The organism is Mycobacterium angelicum (assembly GCF_002086155.1).
GTDB classification, from domain to species: Bacteria; Actinomycetota; Actinomycetes; order Mycobacteriales; family Mycobacteriaceae; genus Mycobacterium; species Mycobacterium angelicum.
Map to the genome: position 1 here is coordinate 15,455 of NZ_MVHE01000057.1, position 17,319 is coordinate 32,773.

Annotated in this window: 19 protein-coding genes and 1 pseudogene; 8 read left to right on the forward strand and 12 right to left on the reverse strand. The window is 66.8% G+C overall.

Going from position 1 to position 17,319, the window contains the following annotated elements; genetic code table 11:
• Positions 1–58: 58 nt before the first annotated feature.
• The 5 genes from BST12_RS22935 to BST12_RS22955 are packed head-to-tail and all read right to left on the reverse strand — an operon-like array spanning position 59 to position 5,475.
• Positions 59–1,381, reverse strand: coding sequence for a DUF58 domain-containing protein (locus BST12_RS22935; protein WP_083115555.1), 1,323 nt, complete (start codon positions 1,379–1,381; stop codon positions 59–61).
• Positions 1,382–2,353, reverse strand: a complete 972-nt coding sequence (locus BST12_RS22940; RefSeq protein WP_083115556.1) for an AAA family ATPase — start codon at positions 2,351–2,353, stop codon at positions 1,382–1,384.
• A complete protein-coding gene (locus BST12_RS22945) occupies positions 2,350–3,501 on the reverse strand; it encodes a DUF4350 domain-containing protein (protein WP_083115557.1) in 1,152 nt (383 codons plus the stop codon). The genes BST12_RS22940 and BST12_RS22945 overlap by 4 nt, the downstream gene beginning before the upstream one ends.
• A complete protein-coding gene (locus BST12_RS22950) occupies positions 3,483–4,133 on the reverse strand; it encodes a DUF4129 domain-containing protein (protein ID WP_083115558.1) in 651 nt (216 codons plus the stop codon). Before BST12_RS22950 ends, BST12_RS22945 begins: the two co-directional genes overlap by 19 nt.
• A 22-nt stretch (positions 4,134–4,155) precedes the next feature.
• Entirely contained in the window at positions 4,156–5,475 is a 1,320-nt protein-coding gene (locus BST12_RS22955) for a DUF7847 domain-containing protein (protein WP_372511016.1), read from the reverse strand.
• Here BST12_RS22955 and BST12_RS22960 point away from each other — a divergent pair.
• From BST12_RS22960 to BST12_RS22990, 7 genes are all read left to right on the forward strand, one after another.
• On the forward strand, positions 5,475–5,939 hold the full coding sequence (locus tag BST12_RS22960; RefSeq protein ID WP_083115559.1) for a GatB/YqeY domain-containing protein: 465 nt from the start codon (positions 5,475–5,477) through the stop codon (positions 5,937–5,939). The two genes, BST12_RS22955 and BST12_RS22960, sit on opposite strands and share 1 nt — an antisense overlap.
• 29 nt (positions 5,940–5,968) lie before the next feature.
• The gene (locus BST12_RS22965) at positions 5,969–6,955 is read left to right on the forward strand and encodes an LLM class F420-dependent oxidoreductase (RefSeq protein ID WP_083115560.1); all 987 of its coding nucleotides are present in this window, start codon (positions 5,969–5,971) and stop codon (positions 6,953–6,955) included.
• Positions 6,956–7,087: 132 nt separating this feature from the next.
• Positions 7,088–8,041, forward strand: a complete 954-nt coding sequence (locus BST12_RS22970; RefSeq protein WP_083115561.1) for an SRPBCC family protein — start codon at positions 7,088–7,090, stop codon at positions 8,039–8,041.
• Positions 8,038–9,207 carry a zinc-dependent alcohol dehydrogenase gene (locus BST12_RS22975; protein WP_083115562.1) on the forward strand — a complete coding sequence of 390 codons (1,170 nt, stop codon included), beginning with the start codon at positions 8,038–8,040 and terminating at the stop codon, positions 9,205–9,207. The genes BST12_RS22970 and BST12_RS22975 overlap by 4 nt, the downstream gene beginning before the upstream one ends.
• A 12-nt stretch (positions 9,208–9,219) precedes the next feature.
• Positions 9,220–9,774 (forward strand): type 1 glutamine amidotransferase domain-containing protein, encoded by a 555-nt coding sequence (locus BST12_RS22980; RefSeq protein ID WP_083115563.1) that lies wholly within the window; start codon positions 9,220–9,222, stop codon positions 9,772–9,774.
• 103 nt (positions 9,775–9,877) lie between these two features.
• Entirely contained in the window at positions 9,878–10,567 is a 690-nt protein-coding gene (locus tag BST12_RS22985) for a HemK2/MTQ2 family protein methyltransferase (protein ID WP_083115564.1), read from the forward strand.
• Positions 10,564–10,770 (forward strand): CDGSH iron-sulfur domain-containing protein, encoded by a 207-nt coding sequence (locus tag BST12_RS22990; protein ID WP_083115565.1) that lies wholly within the window; start codon positions 10,564–10,566, stop codon positions 10,768–10,770. The genes BST12_RS22985 and BST12_RS22990 overlap by 4 nt, the downstream gene beginning before the upstream one ends.
• On the opposite strand, the gene BST12_RS22995 is transcribed toward BST12_RS22990, so the two are convergent.
• The 6 genes from BST12_RS22995 to BST12_RS23020 are packed head-to-tail and all read right to left on the reverse strand — an operon-like array spanning position 10,767 to position 16,369.
• The gene (locus tag BST12_RS22995; protein WP_083115566.1) at positions 10,767–11,786 is read right to left on the reverse strand and encodes an iron-containing redox enzyme family protein; all 1,020 of its coding nucleotides are present in this window, start codon (positions 11,784–11,786) and stop codon (positions 10,767–10,769) included. The genes BST12_RS22990 and BST12_RS22995 overlap by 4 nt on opposite strands.
• A 27-nt stretch (positions 11,787–11,813) precedes the next feature.
• The gene (locus tag BST12_RS23000; protein ID WP_083115567.1) at positions 11,814–14,036 is read right to left on the reverse strand and encodes a SpoIIE family protein phosphatase; all 2,223 of its coding nucleotides are present in this window, start codon (positions 14,034–14,036) and stop codon (positions 11,814–11,816) included.
• A complete protein-coding gene (locus BST12_RS23005) occupies positions 14,033–14,659 on the reverse strand; it encodes a SpoIIE family protein phosphatase (protein ID WP_083115568.1) in 627 nt (208 codons plus the stop codon). Before BST12_RS23005 ends, BST12_RS23000 begins: the two co-directional genes overlap by 4 nt.
• Entirely contained in the window at positions 14,652–15,062 is a 411-nt protein-coding gene (locus BST12_RS23010; protein WP_139801859.1) for an ATP-binding protein, read from the reverse strand. The genes BST12_RS23005 and BST12_RS23010 overlap by 8 nt, the downstream gene beginning before the upstream one ends.
• On the reverse strand, positions 15,052–15,441 hold the full coding sequence (locus BST12_RS23015; RefSeq protein ID WP_083115569.1) for an STAS domain-containing protein: 390 nt from the start codon (positions 15,439–15,441) through the stop codon (positions 15,052–15,054). The genes BST12_RS23010 and BST12_RS23015 overlap by 11 nt, the downstream gene beginning before the upstream one ends.
• A gap of 34 nt (positions 15,442–15,475) precedes the next feature.
• Positions 15,476–16,369 (reverse strand): STAS domain-containing protein, encoded by an 894-nt coding sequence (locus BST12_RS23020; protein WP_083115570.1) that lies wholly within the window; start codon positions 16,367–16,369, stop codon positions 15,476–15,478.
• Between the two features lie 161 nt (positions 16,370–16,530).
• Here BST12_RS23020 and BST12_RS23025 point away from each other — a divergent pair, with 161 nt between their 5' ends.
• The gene (locus tag BST12_RS23025) at positions 16,531–16,899 is read left to right on the forward strand and encodes an STAS domain-containing protein (RefSeq protein WP_139801860.1); all 369 of its coding nucleotides are present in this window, start codon (positions 16,531–16,533) and stop codon (positions 16,897–16,899) included.
• Between the two features lie 58 nt (positions 16,900–16,957).
• On the opposite strand, the pseudogene BST12_RS32200 reads toward BST12_RS23025, so the two are convergent.
• Positions 16,958–17,319 (reverse strand): annotated as a pseudogene (locus tag BST12_RS32200) (PE family protein); the annotation flags it as partial.

The window sequence follows — 17,319 nt, forward strand, 5'->3', positions numbered from 1 at the left end:
GACGCGACACGCCGCCCCGGCGTCGCCCAGTTCGCACTCGGCGAACCGAACCGAAAAGTTAAAGCCGCCCAGTAGCTTTCATCGCCAGATAGCGGTCGGCGAGTGCGGGCGCGATCTCGGTGGGGGGCGCATCGACCACATCGACCCCACTCATGCGCAGACGGGTGGCAATAGCGCGCCGGTCATTGCGCGACCGTTCGGCGGCCGCCGCGTCGTACACCGCAGCCGCATCGGAACGCCCAGCCGCCAGCTGGTCCACCCGCGGGTCGCCGACCGCGGCTACCAACACATGGTGTTTGGCCGACAACTGCGGCAGCACCGGCAGCAGGCCCTCGTCGAGCGCGGTCGCGTTCAGATCGGTCAGCAAAACCACCAGCGACCGCCGTCGCGTGCGCCGCACTATATTGGCGACCATTGCGCGCCAATCGGATTCGACCAGGGCCGGTTGCAGCGGAGCCATGGCGCCGACCAGCTGTGCCAGCAGCTCGGTTCGCGACGCGCCGAACACGGCGGCGCGGTTCACCCGGTCGTGGGCCAGGAAGTCGACGTGGTCGCCGGCCCGCGACGCCAGCGCCGCCAACAGCAGCGCGGCGTCCATGAACCAGTCCAGCCGGGGCCAGCCCGCGGGATCGGCGGCGGTCGGATCGATACCGACCCGGCCGGCGGCCATGCGCCCGGTGTCGAGCACGATCACCACGCGCCGGTCGCGTTCGGGGCGCCAGGTGCGCACCATCACGTCGGAGCGGCGAGCCGTTGCCCGCCAGTCGATCGAGCGCACGTCGTCGCCGACGACATACTCGCGCAGCGAGTCGAATTCGGTGCCCTGGCCACGGATCAGCGTCGGCAGCAGCCCGTCGATCTCACGCAGTTTCGCCAGCCGTGACGGCAGATGCTTGCGCGACAGAAACGGCGGCAATACCCGGACCTGACCGGGCACGACGACGGACTTCTGCCGTCCCGCCAAGCCCAGCGGGCCCAGCGATCGGGCCGTCACCGCGGCCGCGCGCTGGTCACCGCGGCGAACCGGCCGCAGCGCGGTGACGACCCGCTGACGTTGCCCGGGCGCGATCCGCACCGGATGGGTGCGCGGCTGCGCGCGAGCACTGGGCGGCCAGGCGTCGCGGACCCGGCCGCGCAGCCGGCGGCGGCCGTCGTTGTGGATGACCAAGCCGGCATCCACCGGCTGTCCCAGCCGGGCCGAACTATCGGGGGAACGGGTATACCGCAGCCGGCGCGGACTGGCCGCCAGCACGACGTCGGCGACCACGGCCAACACCAGCCCGGCGAGCAGCAATCCGAAAGTGCTTGCCGGCCACGGGGATAGCGCGATCGGCAGGACGCAGATCAGCGCCAGCAGGCCGACACGTCCGGTGAGGATCATCTAGCGGGGCACCGGAACCGACGCCAAAATCCCGTCCAGCACCCCGTCGGGTGTGGCACCTTCGAGTTCGGCCTCCGGACGCAGCATCACCCGGTGCCGCAGTGTCGGGCGGGCCATGGCCTTCACGTCGTCGGGTGTGACGTAGTTGCGCCCGGACAACCATGCCCACGAACGGGCGGTGCCCAGCAACGCGGTTGCCCCGCGCGGTGACACGCCGAGTTGCAGCGCGGGGGAGGAACGGGTGGCCCCGACGACGTCGACGATGTAGCCCAGCACCTCGTCGGCGACCAGCACCTGACTCACCGCCTCGCGGCCGGCCGCCAGGTCAGCGGGCCCGGCCACCGGCTTGATCGCGGACAGATCGCGCGGATCGAAGCCGTGCGCGTGACGGCTCAGGATGGCGATCTCGGCGTCACGTGCCGGCAGCGTCACATTCAGCTTGAGCAGGAAGCGGTCGAGTTGGGCCTCCGGCAGCTGGTAGGTGCCTTCGTATTCGATGGGGTTCTGCGTCGCGGCGACGATGAAGGGGTCGGGCAGCGGCTTGGGTTCGCCGTCCACGCTGACCTGCCGCTCCTCCATCGCCTCGAGCAGCGCGGCCTGCGTCTTGGGCGGAGTTCGGTTGATCTCATCGGCCAGCAGCAGATTGGTGAACACCGGACCCGGCCGGAACGTGAACGCCGCGGTGCGCGTGTCGTAGACCAGCGAACCGGTCACATCGCCGGGCATCAGGTCGGGGGTGAACTGCACCCGCTTGAACTCCAGCTGCAACGCGGCCGACATGGCCCGGATCATCAGCGTCTTCGCCACTCCCGGAACACCTTCCAAGAGCACGTGGCCGCGGCACAGCAGCGCGATCACCAGCCCGCTGATGACGCCCTCCTGCCCGACGACGGCCTTGGCGATCTCGGTGCGTAACGCCAGCAGCGCCGCACGGGCCGAGTCGGCTTGCGGACTGTCAGGTGTCTGTGTCACGAGTGAGTGACCTGCCTTTCGATGTCGTCGAGCGCACGGGCAAGTTGTAGCAGGTCGTTGTCGGTCGCCGGGGGCGGGCCGAACAGGTGGTAGCGGACGAACTCCGGATCGGCCCCCCAGCGCTGGGCCACGGTCATGACCACCGCCGGCGGCGCCGCGTTGGCGCCGATGCCAAGTCGCGGCACCAGCCGCTGCAAGGTGGCGGTGCGCAGTGCTTGCGCCGCGCGATCGCGGGCCCGGCGGGACCGGTAGAGCCGGCCGCGACCCTCGACGGTTTCCGACGCGCGGACCACGACGGGCAGTTCCTCGGCTACCAGCGGACCGATCCGCCGGCCTTTCCAGAGCGCCACCAGGATCACCACCAGCCACAGCTGCCAGACGATCCAGGTCACGTTCGCCGGAATCAGGTCGTAAATGGAAGAGGGAGACGACTTTTCACCTTCAATGCGATCGGGCGCATACCAGACCAGCCGGGGCTGGGCGCCGGCGAGGTTCATCGCCAGCGCGGCGTTGCCCTCCTGCAACAGCCCGTCGTTGGTCATGAAGTCGCTGCTGCCGACCACGGTGATGGTTCGGCCGTCGTCGCGAAAGCGGACCAGTGCGCCCTCGTAGCAGCTGATCAAATCGAGCTCGCCCTTGGCCCGATAGGTGTCGGTCGGCCCGAATTTCACCTTGCCGGCCCGGATAGCCTCGCGCAGCTGACAATCCGGCTGGCTGTCGAACGGCCCGGCCTTTCCGATGCGCAGTCCCGGCGTCAGTGCGTTGCGAGTCCGGGAGGTCGGTTCGACGAGCAACAGGTCACCGGGAACCTTCGCCAGCCGGTCCAGCAAGATGTTGTCGGTCAGGTACTGAGTCTGGGCCACCAGCAATTGCGAGCCGGAGCGCGCCGCACTCTCGACATCGGCGATGGTGTGGGCCACCACCACCTCGACACCGCCCTCGCGCAGCAATGTCACCAGCGCGTGAGCTCCCGCGGAGCTGGTTGATTCGGGATCCATGGTGCCGCCGGGCCGCGGTGCCGTCAGGTAGGTGGTGATCGAGGCGACGATCGTGATCGCGGCCAGCGCGAGCAGAATTGCCCGCCACGGCCGGCGCTGGCGTGGCGGGGCGGGGGCCAGTTCGGTGGAAGTCATCGAACCTGCGCCCATGACTCGAGCGCGGCGGGCTCGCCCACCGTTGCGGGTCCGGTGGCGCGTGAGCGGATGTGGTCGTCGAGGTCGGCGATCATTCGGTAGGCCTCTGGGGTGCCGGGCCGCTCGCCGTAGGTGACGTCGTTGAATGTGGTTGCCGCGCGGGCTAATTCGCCTGTCAGGTGCGGCAGTGCCTCGCCGGCGTCGGTGGCCAGCTCGTTGGCGGTGCGGCCGGGAACCGGGGTGAGCACCCCGGTCTCCTCCAGCTGACGAGCGACGGCGCGCAGCCGGTGCCGAATCGCTGCGGCCCAATTCCCTTCGGCGGCATAGCTTTCGGCTGTCGCCCGATGCTGGGCCGCGGTGAGTTGACCGGCCCCGAAAAGCTCGTAATCACCGCCGCGGTTGGTGCGCATGGTACGGCGGGCGATATACACGGCGACGGCCACGACGATCGCCGTGACCGCGAGCACCGCGGCGATGGTCAGCCACCCCCCATCCACTGAGGCGGCCTTCTCCAGCAGCCGATACAGCAGCTCGTTGAACCAGTCGATGATCTCTTTGGTCACCGAGTCTTTCGGGTAGATCGGTTTGTTGAGTTCGCGCTGCGCGGCCTCGTGCGCGGCATCGCGGTCGATGTCGATGGAGGGCACCGTCAATCCGTCCTCAGGTCGCTTAGAAAGGCCGCGTGAGCCAGAGGTTGTCGGTGGACTCGACGGCGGCGGTCCCGCTCAGGGCGCCGGTCTGCAGGACCAAGTCGAAGGCCTCGGCACGCATCCGCCGATCGGTGTACAGCAGCACCACCACTCCGGCGGTAAACGGTGCGGTGATGATCTGGCTGATCGCCCCGCCGATCGACGACAGCGTCGTGCCCACGAGCAGCATGGTGGTGGACCCGGCGACACCCACCAGTATCTGGCCCACGAAGCTGAACGGCGCCGAAAGCGCACCCCCGACCAGCCCCACCACCAGCCCGGTCAGCAGGCGGATGCCGAACACCCGCCAGAACCCGCCCCGCACCAGCGCGAACGACCGGGTGATCGCCTCGATCACCGGCATCCGCTCCAGCACGATCAGCACCGGGGCAAACAAGAGCGAGGTGTACAGATAGGCCAGTAACAACCCCACCAGCAGCAGCAGCGGGAAACCGAGGAGCACGGCCGCAGCGCCGTTGGCAACGGCGGCTACGCCGACCAAGATGACGATCACCAGCCCGACGAGCGCCACCACGCCCACACCTTCGAGCAGCGCCAGACCGAGCAACGCCAACAGCCGCCCGCGCACCTTGGCCCATGCCTCGCTGATGGTGATCGGCGATCCGAAGACGGCCCGCCCGACGATCACGGTCAGCATGCCGCTCAGCAGCATGCCGCCCAGCCAGCTGAGCAGCAGACCACCACCGAGCGACGCCGCCCAGGCGCCGATGACGCCGCCGTTGAGCTCCTGGGGATCCGCCGTCGAGAACTTGCCGTACGCGGCCAGCGGGCCCAGCGTGGCTGCCAGCGTGACCAGTTGAATGATCACCACCACGATGGCGGTCAAGCCCAGCGTCGCCTTCGGGTTGGCCCGGACATAGCCGACCGCGCCGTTGAAGATGTCGCTCAAGGTCAGCGGGCGCAGCGGAATGATCCCGGGTTTGACGGCGCCCGGGACAAGCGGTGGTCCGTAACCCGGCGGTGGTCCGTAACCCGGCGGGGATCCGTAACCCGGCGGGGGCCCATAAGGGCCGTACCCCGGCGGTGGACCGTAAGGGCCGTACCCGGGCTGGGCTCCGTACCCCGGTGGCGGGCCGTAAGGGCCATACCCCGGCGGTGTGCCATACCCCCCCGGCGGGTAACCCGCCGGGGGATACCCAGCCGGCCCGGGCGGTGGCTCTACCGGATAACCAGGCGGCAGCGTGCTCACCAGGTGTGGCGGCTGTCGTCGTTGGTCATGGCGTCCATCCTGTCGGCGGTCGGGCAATTTCACAACGTAAGGCGCGTAGGGTCCGTGCAATGGCGGAACTCAAATCCCGGCTCCGGTCGGACCTGACCGAGGCGATGAAGGCGCAGGACAAATTGCGCACTGCGACGTTACGCATGCTGCTGGCCGCGATCCAGACCGAGGAGGTATCCGGAAAGCAGGCCAAGGAGCTCTCCGACGAAGAGGTGCTCAAGGTACTGGGCAGGGAATCGCGCAAACGCGCCGAGGCCGCCGAGATCTACACCCAGAATGGCCGCGGCGAGCTCGCTGCCACCGAGCACGCCGAGGCGCGGATCATCGATGAGTATCTGCCGACACCGCTCACCGATGCCGAGGTCGCCGATGTCGTCGACACTGCCATCGCCCAGGTCGCCGAGCAAATCGGTGAGCGCCCCGGCATGAAGCAGATGGGGCAGGTCATGAGGGCGGCCACCGTGATCGCCGAGGGCAAGGCGGACGGGGCGCGGTTGTCCGCGGCGGTCAAAGACCGGCTTTAACCTCGCGGTACCTGGGTACCCGGATTGGTATGACCCGGTTCGGCTATACCCTGATGACGGAGCAGAGCGGTCCGAAAGACCTTGTGCGCGACGCACTTTCGGCCGAAGAACGCGGCTTTGACTTCGAGGTCTGCAGCGATCACTTCTCGCCCTGGCTGACCTCGCAGGGGCACGCCCCGAACGCCTGGGCGGTATTGGGTGCGGTGGCGCACGCGACCGAGAAGGTGGATCTCTACACCTACGTGACCTGCCCGACGATGCGCTATCACCCGGTCGTCGTCGCGCAGCAGGCCGCGACCGTGCAGATCCTGGCCGACGGGCGGTTCACCCTCGGTCTGGGCAGCGGCGAGAACCTCAATGAGCACGTGGTGGGCAAAGCGTGGCCGGTAGTCGAACGCAGGCAGGACATGCTGCGCGAAGCCATCAAGATCATCCGGGAACTGTTCGGTGGCCGGCTGGTGAGCTGGCGCGGCGACTATTTCCAGGTGGACTCGGCGCGGCTGTGGGACGTCCCGGAGATTCCGGTTGGCATCGCGGTGGCGATGAGCGGCAGCAATGGCATCGAAAAGTTCGGCAAACTCGCCGATCACCTAATCGCGGTGGAACCCGATGGCGAGCTGGTCGACGGGTGGCATGCGGCGCGGCAGGCCTCCGGTATGGCCGGCGGCGGACGGGTCGTCGGGCAGATACCGGTGTGCTGGGATCCCGACCGCGACACCGCGATCGAGCGCGCGCACGATCAGTTCCGCTGGTTCGGCGGCGGCTGGACGGTCAATGCGGACTTGCCGACGCCGGCGGGCTTTGCCGGCGCCACGCAGTTCGTCCGTCCCGACGACGTCGCGGAAAGCATTCCCTGCGGACCGGACTTGGACGCGATCGTGGAAGCCGTGCGGCCTTACTGGGAAAGCGGATTCACCGATATCGCCCTCGTCCAAATCGGCGGCCAGGCCCAGGATCTGTTTCTCAAGGAGGCGGCCGAACCGTTGCTGCAAGCACTGCGTACTGCGGCTAACTGACACGTTTGGCTGTCCGTCGCACGGGTATTGAACCGAATAACGCGGTGGGTCGGATCCGCTGGTAATCGGCTACCAAAACAGGCCGCCGGAATTGCCGCTCGCATATATCCGGCGGTGCAAAGGAGTTTGGCTATGAGCGAGGCTGCAGAAAGCAGAACCGGGACTCTGGTGAAAGGACTCGGGGTTGCCAGCCTGGGCCTGGGCCTCACCGAAGTGCTGGCGCCGGCGAGAGTCGCGGCGCTCGCGGGCGTCGACGAGACGCGCCGCTCACGTGCGGTCATCCGGGCACTCGGCGTGCGCGAGTGTGGCCACGCGGCAGCGTTATTGCTCGGCTCGGAGAAGTTGGTGTGGACCAGAGTCGCCGGTGACGTGCTGGATGTCGCGGTGCTGGCCGCAGGCGTAGCCGGGCGCCGGCCCGGGCAGCGCAGGCGCGGCATCGTCTCCGCGATCGCGCTGACCGCAATCGGTGCGGCCGATCTATACGCTGCGCTGCGCACCACCGGCAACCAGTCACCGGCGCGCCATGCGAACAACAGGCGCCATCAAGCGCTGCGTGCGGCGATCACCGTACACCGTTCGCCCGAGGACGTTTACGGCTTTTGGCGCAACGTCGAGAACCTGCCCAGCTTCATGTACCACCTCAAGTCGGTGACCGCCGACGGCGACGGCCGGTCCCATTGGGTGGCGAACGCGCCGGTGGGGCAGCCCGTGCAGTGGGATGCCCAGATCACCGAAGACCAGCCGGGTAAGCGGATCGCGTGGCAATCGTTGCCCGGCTCCGGAATTGAGAACGGCGGATCGGTCGACTTCGCGCCCGATAACTCCGGAAAGGGCAACGAGGTTCGGGTCACGATCGGCTACCAATTGCCCGGCGGTGCGCTGGGCAAAGTGGCGTCCACGCTGCTGGGTGAGTCGCCCGAGCAACAGGTCAACGACGACCTGCGGCGGTTCAAGCAGATCTTGGAAACGGGCCAGGTGCTGCGGTCCGACGGATCACCGGAAGGCACCACCTCATTCAGCCAGATGCACCAGCAGACGGCGCAGCCCGCAAAGCAACCCGCAAACCGGAAGGGAGCGACGGCATGAAAGCCACCGTGTGGGCGGGACGCAATAGCGTTGAGGTGCAGACTGTTCCAGACCCGGCCATCCTCAACGACCGCGACGCCATCGTCCGCATCACCTCGACGGCGATCTGCGGTTCGGACCTGCATCTCTACGACGGCTACATCCCCACCGTGAAGCACGGCGACGTCCTCGGTCACGAGTTCATGGGCGAGGTCGTCGAAGTCGGCAGGGGGGTAGGCAATTTGGCGATCGGCGATCGGGTCGTGGTGCCGTTCCCGATCGCATGCGGTGCCTGCTCAGCCTGTGACCGGGAGCTGTATTCGCTGTGCGAGAACTCCAACCCCAACGCCGGCATGGCTGAGAAACTCATGGGCCACTCTCCGGCGGGGCTGTTCGGCTATTCCCATATGCTGGGCGGTTTCGCCGGGGGGCAAGCCGAATACGCGCGTGTCCCGTTCGCCGACGTAGGTCCGCTCAAGATCGACGACGACCTCACCGACGACCAGGCGCTGTTCTTGTCCGACATCCTGCCGACCGGCTACATGGGCGCCGAGATGTGCGACATCAAATCCGGTGACATCGTGGCGGTATGGGGCGCCGGGCCGGTGGGCCTGTTCGCGATAATGAGCGCCTATCTCCTCGGGGCTGCCAAAGTCATTGCCATCGACCAGGTTCCGTATCGGCTGGAGCTGGCCCGAAACATCGGCGCGACGACCATCAACTTTGCCGAAACCTCGGTACTCGGCGAACTGCGCGATATGACTGCCGGGCGCGGGCCGGATCACTGTATCGACGCGGTGGGTATGGAGGCCCGCAACGGCACCGCGGTCGTCGACGCCTACGACCGGGTCAAGCAAGCGGTGCGATTGGAAACCGAACGGCCTCATGCACTTCGGGAAGCTTTGATGAGCTGCCGCAACGGCGGCACCGTTTCCATCGTCGGCGTCTACGGCGGTATGATGGACAAATTCCCGATTGGCGCGCTGATGAACCGGTCCTTGACCATCAAGGCCGGCCAGTGCCACGTGCAACGCTACATGCGGCCCCTGCTGGACCGGATCCGCAACGGCGAGATCGACCCGACGGTGATCATCAGCCATCACTTGCAGCTTGACCAGGCCCCGCACGGGTACGAGATCTTCAAACACAAGCAGGACAGCTGCACCAAAGTCGTTCTCAATCCGTAAAGGAGCACAACGATGTCAAATGAATTGCAAGGCAAGAAGATTGCAATCCTGGCTGCCGACGGTGTGGAGAAGGTCGAACTGGAGCAGCCGCGCGAGGCGCTGAGCCGCGCGGGCGCCCAGGTCGAGGTGCTGTCCCTGGAGTCGGGGGAGATCCAGGCGCGCAATCACGATCTCGAACCCGCCGGGACCTTCGCCGTCGATCGCAAGGTATCGGAGGCCGCGGTCGACGAATTCGACGGACTGCTGCTGCCGGGGGGCACCGTGAACCCGGACAAGCTGCGAAAGGACAAGTCGGCGGTATCGTTCGTGCGCGATTTCGTCGACTCCAAGAAGCCGGTCGCCGCGATCTGTCACGGCCCGTGGACGCTGGTGGAGGCCGGTGTGGTGGCCGGGCGAAAGATGACCTGTTACCCCAGCATTCGCACCGACCTGCGCAACGCGGGTGCCCACGTGCTGGACGAGGAAGTCGTGGTCGACGGCAACTTGATCACCAGCCGCTCGCCGGCCGATCTCCCCGCCTTCTGCCAGGAGATCATCCACCAATACGCCCGTACCACTACCGCCTAGCAGCGACAGCATTCACAAGCCAGATTCGGTTTCAACCCATCGGTTTGCGGGCATTAGACAGGCCAAGCCGTGACCGCCACGGCGGAATGGCGAAAGGCCCACGTTGACTTCGACGTATCCAATCACGGACGGCACCTGGTCGCGGGACCAGCAAGACAAGGTGTATTTGCCGCAAGAGGATTCGCGCCTGCTGGTCGACACGATGGAACGTACCGCTGTCATCACCGGTAGGCGGGTGCTCGACCTGTGCACGGGAAGCGGCTTCGTCGCGATCGCTGCCGCCGAACTGGGCTGTGCCAGCGTCACCGCCTTCGACATCTGCCCGCACGCGGTGCGCAACTCCCGCAGCAACGCCGCCGTTGCCGGTGTCGATGTCGATGTCCGCCGGGGGTCCTGGATCGCCGCACTGAATTGCACCCCGTTCGACGTGGTGGTGTCCAACCCGCCGTATGTGCCCACCCCGCCCGACGAATACCTCGAAACACCGGGCCCCTCGTGGGCCTGGAACGCCGGGACCGACGGGCGGCTGATCCTGGATCCACTGTGCGAGTCGGCCGCTAAACTGTTGCGCGACAACGGAACCATGCTGTTGGTCCAGTCGGCGTTCGCCGGCGTGCAGGAGTCGCTGGACGCCCTGCGGGCCGGCGGCTTGGACGCCGAGGTGATTGCGACCCAGTGGATACCCTTTGGCCCGGTCCTGTCAGCGCGCGCAGAATGGCTGGAAGAGACGGGCCGACTGGCGCGCGGCTGTCGCGAGGAGGAACTTGTGGTGATACGGGCAGACAAACCATGACCACCACCCGGGTCCAGGTGGTTCCCAACGGCCCGGTCCTGGTTTCCGGACCGGTGCAAATCGAGATGCCCGACGGCAAGGTCGTTGAGTCCGACCGGTTCATGGTCGCAATCTGCACCTGCCGTCGGAGCAAGGAATATCCGCTGTGCGACACCAGCCACCGCCGCTGCCGGCCGAGCCGAAGCAAGCTCTCAAAAAGCTAAAGCAAGGGCTCCCGTAGCGACGAACGCCCCGCCTCCCACGACCGAATCATGTGGTCTGCCAAGCGGTTTTCCACGACGGCGTGCGCACGCATCCCGAATACCACGTCGTTTTCGAGGTGTGGTTCTCTGGCCAGCAGATCACCGACCACGCTGCGGCGCACCACTTGTTCGTGCACCGCGTCGGCTTCGACGTGCTCGCTGTAGAAGGTGACGCAGTCCGGTGGTGCGTTCAGCCGGCGCAGGGCATCGACCATGCGGCGCGACCCCGGGGGCGAGGTGATCTCCGTGGCCGCGAAGTGTCCGATCGCGGCGCCGCGCAAATGGCGGTGCAGGCCGAACATCGACATGATGTTCACCACTGCCAGCGCTTCGGCCGGCACGATGCCCAGATACGCCAGATAGGTCGAATCCAGCCCCGCGGCGTCCAGCAGATTAGCGAAAAGCTGCTGGTGTACGCGCGCACCGTGGCCGGCGCCGTATTCGTCGAACTCGACCGCGACGAACGCGGCTTTTGCGCCCCCGATCAAGCGCGGAATCGCCCACGCGTGCGGATCGCCCTCTTTGAGGTGATACAGCGATCGGTGCACCAGGTATTCGCGCATCTGTTCCCACGTGCCGGTATCGCGCAGGTGGTAGGACGGGCCGGTGCCCTCGGCGGGCTCGATTGAGAGCGTTTCCATTTCGGCTTCCGCCGTGTGGTGCGCTTCGACGGGTCCTACATCGCGGTGCACGGCGGCCAGGAAGGCCCGCTCGAGTTCGGCGCGCAACTGCAGCAGCGCGGGATTCCACTCCCAGGTGGGGTCCACCCCGGAAAATCCGCGATAGTGCAGCTCATAGCACATGTAGAGGGCCAGTTGCAGGTCAAGCCCATACGGATCGACGTCGCGTACCGGAGCGGCGATGCGGGCGAACTGGTCGTGCGGGGCGGGCCCGTTCAGCGCGTGGCGGACGGCGATCGACAAGGGTCCGTACCCCTCCGGCAGGGCAGGCTCTATCGAGATCGATGCGCGAGTCACGTCCGTGTGTACCCCTCCTGCACCCGATCAAACTGCCGGGACGGTGGAGCCCGCCACCCGGAAGGTCACATCGATAGTGGTTCCGTTCTCGGTATTTTCGACTTCCACCGTGTTACTGATGGCCCTGACCAGGGGCAGGCCGCGGCCGCTGTTGCCCGGATTGACCGCCGGTGTCTTCCACGAGCCGGAATCCACGATCCGCGCATGGATCTCGCCGTCGACGGCCTTTGCCTCGAGCAGCATGGTGCCGACATCGTGTCCGCGATAGGCGTGCTCGACGCAGTTGGTGCAGGCTTCGCTGATGACGAGCACGATGTCGGTCGCGTGTTCGTCCGGGACTTCGGCGGCCTTCAACCACGAGGTGAGCTCACGCCGCAACGGCGCCAATTGCTCTGCATGAGCGTCGGTTTCGATACGCAGCGGCCCCAGTTGGTGCCGGTACACCACCATGGCGACGTCGTCGTCATAGCCGCCCAGCGGAGCCAACTGGTTCAGCACCGCATCCGCGACATCGCTGATCGGCAAGTGATTGCTTTCCAACAGAACCTCCGCGACGCGGTCCAGACCCTTGTCGATCGACTCGTGTTTCCGCTCCACCAGCCCGTCGGTGAACAACATGAGCGTTGAGCCGGGCCGCAGCGTTTTGGCTGCCTGCGGACGAGTTTCGTTGCGGCGCACGGCAAGTGGTACCGATGAGGCATCGGTCAGCAACTGCGTCCCAGACCCGGCGCTCGCGAGAACGGCGGGCATGTGCCCGGCATTGCTGTATTCCAGTACCCCGGACCGGGTGTCCAGAATGGCCAGAAAAACCGTGGTGCAGTAGGCATCTGGAATGAGCGATGCGGCCGCGTCGAGCTGTTCGAGTAACAGCGCGGGTTTCGCGCCGGTGATCAGCAGCGCGCGGGCCGAGCTGCGCAGCTGGCCCATGATGGCCGCCGCGGGCAATCCCCGGCCCACACAGTCGCCCACCACGATGCCGATCCGGTGATCGTCGATGGGCAACACGTCATACCAGTCGCCGCCGATCTCCAGCGGTGGAACGGCGGGCTCATAGCGAACGGCGAATCCCGGCGGCGGTTCCATCGGCGGCAGCAGCGCACGCTGCAACGTCAGGGAGGTCACGCGGGCGCTCTCGAACTGGCGGACATGCTGGATCGCCAGGCTGAGGTGCCCGATGAGCACGGTGACCAGCAGCCGGTCCTCGGCGGTCACCCACCGCGGCACGCCAAGCTCGAGCCACAGGGCCACATCGCCGGTGCCGGACAGCACCGCGACCAGACCCTTGGCCTTACCCGGGGCTTCCGGCCACTCGACGGTTCTGGCCGTCAGCGGCAGTTGATGGCGCGCGTCTTGAAATGTCTGGCGCAGCAACGGATCCAGGGTGCGCCACGGCGATTCGCCGGGCTCGTCGGCGATCTGGACGATCGGCTCGCCGTCGCCCGGTGGCCACATGGCTAAGACGACACTGCCCACATCTACGGCCGTGCGGCATTCGTCGAGCGTGATCGACAGCACCTCTGCCACGCTCTTGGCGACGCCGACGGCCGTGGCAAGCCGCAGCACCGCGCTTTCGCGTGCCGCGAAAGCGCGTTCGGCGGTGATGTCGCGAACGGTTCCCACGTACACGTCGAGATCGGCGCCGGGCCCGGTGACCGCGTTGATGCTCACCGTCACCCAGGCCAGATGGCCGTCGCGATGCCGGATCGGTGTCTCGTACTGGGAGCTGCCCTCCTGCCGGACCCGCCGCTGTTCCTGCATCGCGGTCGTCTTGTCGACCAGCCACGGGTGGGGCCATTCGTAGGGCAGATCTTCCGCGGAATACCCGAGTATGTCGGCGAAGGCGTTGTTTATCTCGACGACCGCGCCGTCGTGGTCGGCGACGAAAAAACCCTCCTGCAGGGAATTCACCAGGGCGGTGCGGAACTTGTCGCGATCGGCGAGATCCTCGGCGCGGGCCCGTTCTTCGGCGTATCGGCGGGTGCCGTCCAGGAATCCGCGGGTCGCCACATCGAGTGCGGCCAATGTCTGCAGCAAAAATTCCAGCGCGGCAGGCGCATCGACCTGAGAGGTCTTGGCGAGGTTGTCGACCGTATGGAAGTGGGCCTCGATGATGTCGAGCATGCTGATCTGTTCCAGCAGCGCGCGGCGGCCCAGTTCGTGGCCGGCGGCCAGATAGTCCTCACCGCGCGCGTCGAGGTAGCCGTTGAGCGTGGCGATGTACTGGTCGCGGAATTCGTCTGTGCTGGTCATCGCGAGCTGCCTCGGTGACGCGCGGTGAGCACCAGCGCGTCGTCGGTCTCTTTGGCGTGCTTGGTCAGGATGTGGTCGGCGATGTCCTTTGCCGAGGCGGCGAAGTCGATGTGGTCGAGGTGGTCCTCGGTGATGCCGTCGCTGGCGATCACCATCAGATCGCCGGTGCGTGTCGAAACCACTTGTGCGGGTGTGATTTCCGGTATTCGATAGCCGACGATTCCACCGGTGAGGCGGGCGGAGGAGCGGAGCTGGATGCCGGTTGCCGCCTTGGCCACCAGGTTGGCGGTGACGTTTCCGATTCCGGTCCAGCTCAGCCGGCCGGTGTCGAAGTCGATGCGCGCCAAGGTCATTGCCACACCCCGGGTGCCGCCGAGCATGCGGTGGCAGAGCTGGACCAGCACCTCGACCCGCTCGCTGCGGGCACTGCGGAGCGCGTCCAAGGCGGTCAGCGCGGCGGTCGCGGCGGCCGGTCCGTGCCCGAGCCCGTCGAGCACTCCGAACAGTGCGGAAGTGTCGTCGACGCCCACCGCGATCGCCTGGTCGCCACAGACAAGCTCGCCCGGTCGTGGGCGACTCGCGATCGCCCACTCGATCGGCCCCAGCTTGCCGTGATCACGCACGGGCCGGTACCCATTTCCACATTTCGATGATCGTCCCTTGGCCCAGTGCGGATTTCACGATCAGCCGGTCCATCAGGCGCCGGGCACCGGGCAGGCCCAGCCCGAGGCCGCGGCCGGTGGAGTACCCGTCTTCGAGTGCGCGCTCGATATCGGCGATGCCGGGACCGTCGTCCTCGGCGCGCACCACCAGCGCCTTGCGACCCTCCCGATCCCCGACGCCGACCGAAACCTCGCCGCGCCCGGCGTAACTGGTGATGTTGCGGGCGACTTCGGAGATCGCGGTCGCGATCATGGTGACGTCGGTCAGCGAAAAGCCGAGATCCAGCGCGAGCTGATGTCCGGCTTTGCGGGCGGCGACAATGTCGTCGGGATTGCCTATGACGACCACGATGTCATCCGGCACCGTCGCGCCCGATCGCTGATTTGCCTGCTCCCGGTTGACGATTGAGCAGGGCAATGCCCTCTTCCAGGTCCAGCGCGGTATTCATGTCGTCGAATGTCAGGCCCAGTTGAACCATCGCGAAGGCCACCTCCGGCTGCAGCCCCACGATCACCGTCTCGGCACCGCGCAGCCGGGTCATGTGGGCGATGGTGCGCAGCGACCGGGCGGCGAACGAGTCCATCACGTCGATGGCGGTGACGTCGACGATGATGCCCTGCGCCCGGAACCGGCTGACGCGCTCCATGAGTTCGTACCGGAGCCGTTCGGTGTCGGAGTCGGTGAGCGCAGCCTGCACCGAGGCGATGAGAAAGGCGCCTTGCTTCAAGATTGGTACTGGCATGGTGTGCTCGCGTCGGTCGTGCGGTCGCGTTCCTTTATTCGCCGGTGCGGGTGACTTCGTAGCCCAGCAGGCGCTCGGCTTCTTCGATACCGCCTTGCAGGTCACCGACGGCGTTCATCTTGGACAGGTCCAGCCCGATTGTGACCAGTGTCAAGGCGATTTCAGAGGATAGGCCGGTGATGATCACGCTGGCGCCCATCAGCCCGGACGCATCGACCGTCTGCACCAGGTGGTTGGCCACCGTGGAGTCGATGGTGGGCACACCGGTGATGTCGATGACGACCACCTTGGCGCGGTTGGCGCGGATGGCGCGCAGCAGCTGTTCGGTGACCTGCCGGGCACGCTGGCTGTCCAGCACGCCGATGATCGGCAGAATCAGCAGCTGCTCACGCACCTGCAGCACCGGCGTCGACAGCTCGCGGATGGCCTCCTGCTGCTGGCGGATGATGCGCTCGCGTTCCTGCACGAAGCTGACGGCCACGGTATTGGCGATGCGGTTGGCCGCCGGTTCGTAAGCATCCAGAACCCGGTTCAACATCCCGAACTCGGCTTGGTACTTCTCGAACAGCGACCGGGCCAGGACGTCACGCAGCAGCAGCACGATGCCGACGACCTCGTCGGTTTCCACGCCCCGGGGGATGATGCGTTCGGACAGGTCGCGCGCGTAGGCCTGCAACGCCTCGACGCTACCGGTCTCGAGCACCTCGACGTAGTTGTCGTAGACGGCGGTCGCCTCGGAGAAGAGCTCTTCGGGCGTCATTGCGGTGAGTAGTTCCGCGTCGGTGATTCTGCGGGCCCACTCTTCACGCAGTGCGGTTCGATTGCGGCGCAGATGCTGAACCAGCTGGGGCAGCAAACCCTCGCTGGATATGTTGAGTGTCTGCGCGGCGACGCTGGTAGTGCTGAAATCCGACGGCGAATCTGACATCTAGACCTCCCGCTGCTGCGCCGCGCTCTGCACCGAGCGCGAGTCCTATGGGGAGACTAACGTGAGTCGGGCCGTTGGACGTGTTGAGGTCTTGTTCTTCTCGCAGTTCGCATGGGGGGTTAGGCTTGCAGCACACTGACGGCTCAGACAAAGGATCGCCATTGTCAGCTCCTGATTCGATCACCGCAACGGTCGAGGACCACGAGGGGGTCAAGGTCCTCAGTATCGGCGGTGAAATTGACTTGGTCACCGCGCCGGCCCTTGAGGAAGCCATCGGCGGAGTGATTGCCGACGATCTGACGGCCCTGGTTATCGACCTTTCCGCGGTGGAGTTCCTCGGCTCGGTGGGCCTGAAGATTCTGGCCGCGACTTACGAGAAACTCGGTAGCACTGCTGAGTTCGGGGTGGTTGCCCGCGGTCCGGCGACGAGGAGGCCGATTCATCTGACCGGATTGGACAAGACCTTCCCGTTGTACCCGACGCTCGATGACGCCCTGACCGGCGTGCGTGACGGCAAGCTCAACCGCTGATTCGCACTCGCCATCTCGCGGTTTTGGGGCGCTTCTGGCACAGTTCGGTGCCCACCGTCTAGCCCCTCCGCCCAGCGCCGCCAAACAGTCGTCCGCCGGCACCGCCGAGGCCGGCGACCCCAGCGGACCCGGTGTTTCCCGGGGGAGTCCCGGCCGCCGCCCCACCCCTGCCGCCGGCTCCGCCGTCGCCGCCGAAACCGATGTAGCGAGCCGCCGGTCCGCCGGCTCCGCCGCTACCGCCGCCGCCGCCGTTATTGCCGGCGGTATAGGTGATTCCGCCGTTGCCACCGGCCCCGCCGTCACCGCCGCCGCCGAGATACCACCCCCCGCCGCCGCCGTTGCCGCCGGGGCCGCCGTTGCCGCCTACGGCATTGGCGGTCAGCAGGTTCGTCGGGTCAGGGCCACCCGCTCCGCCCGACC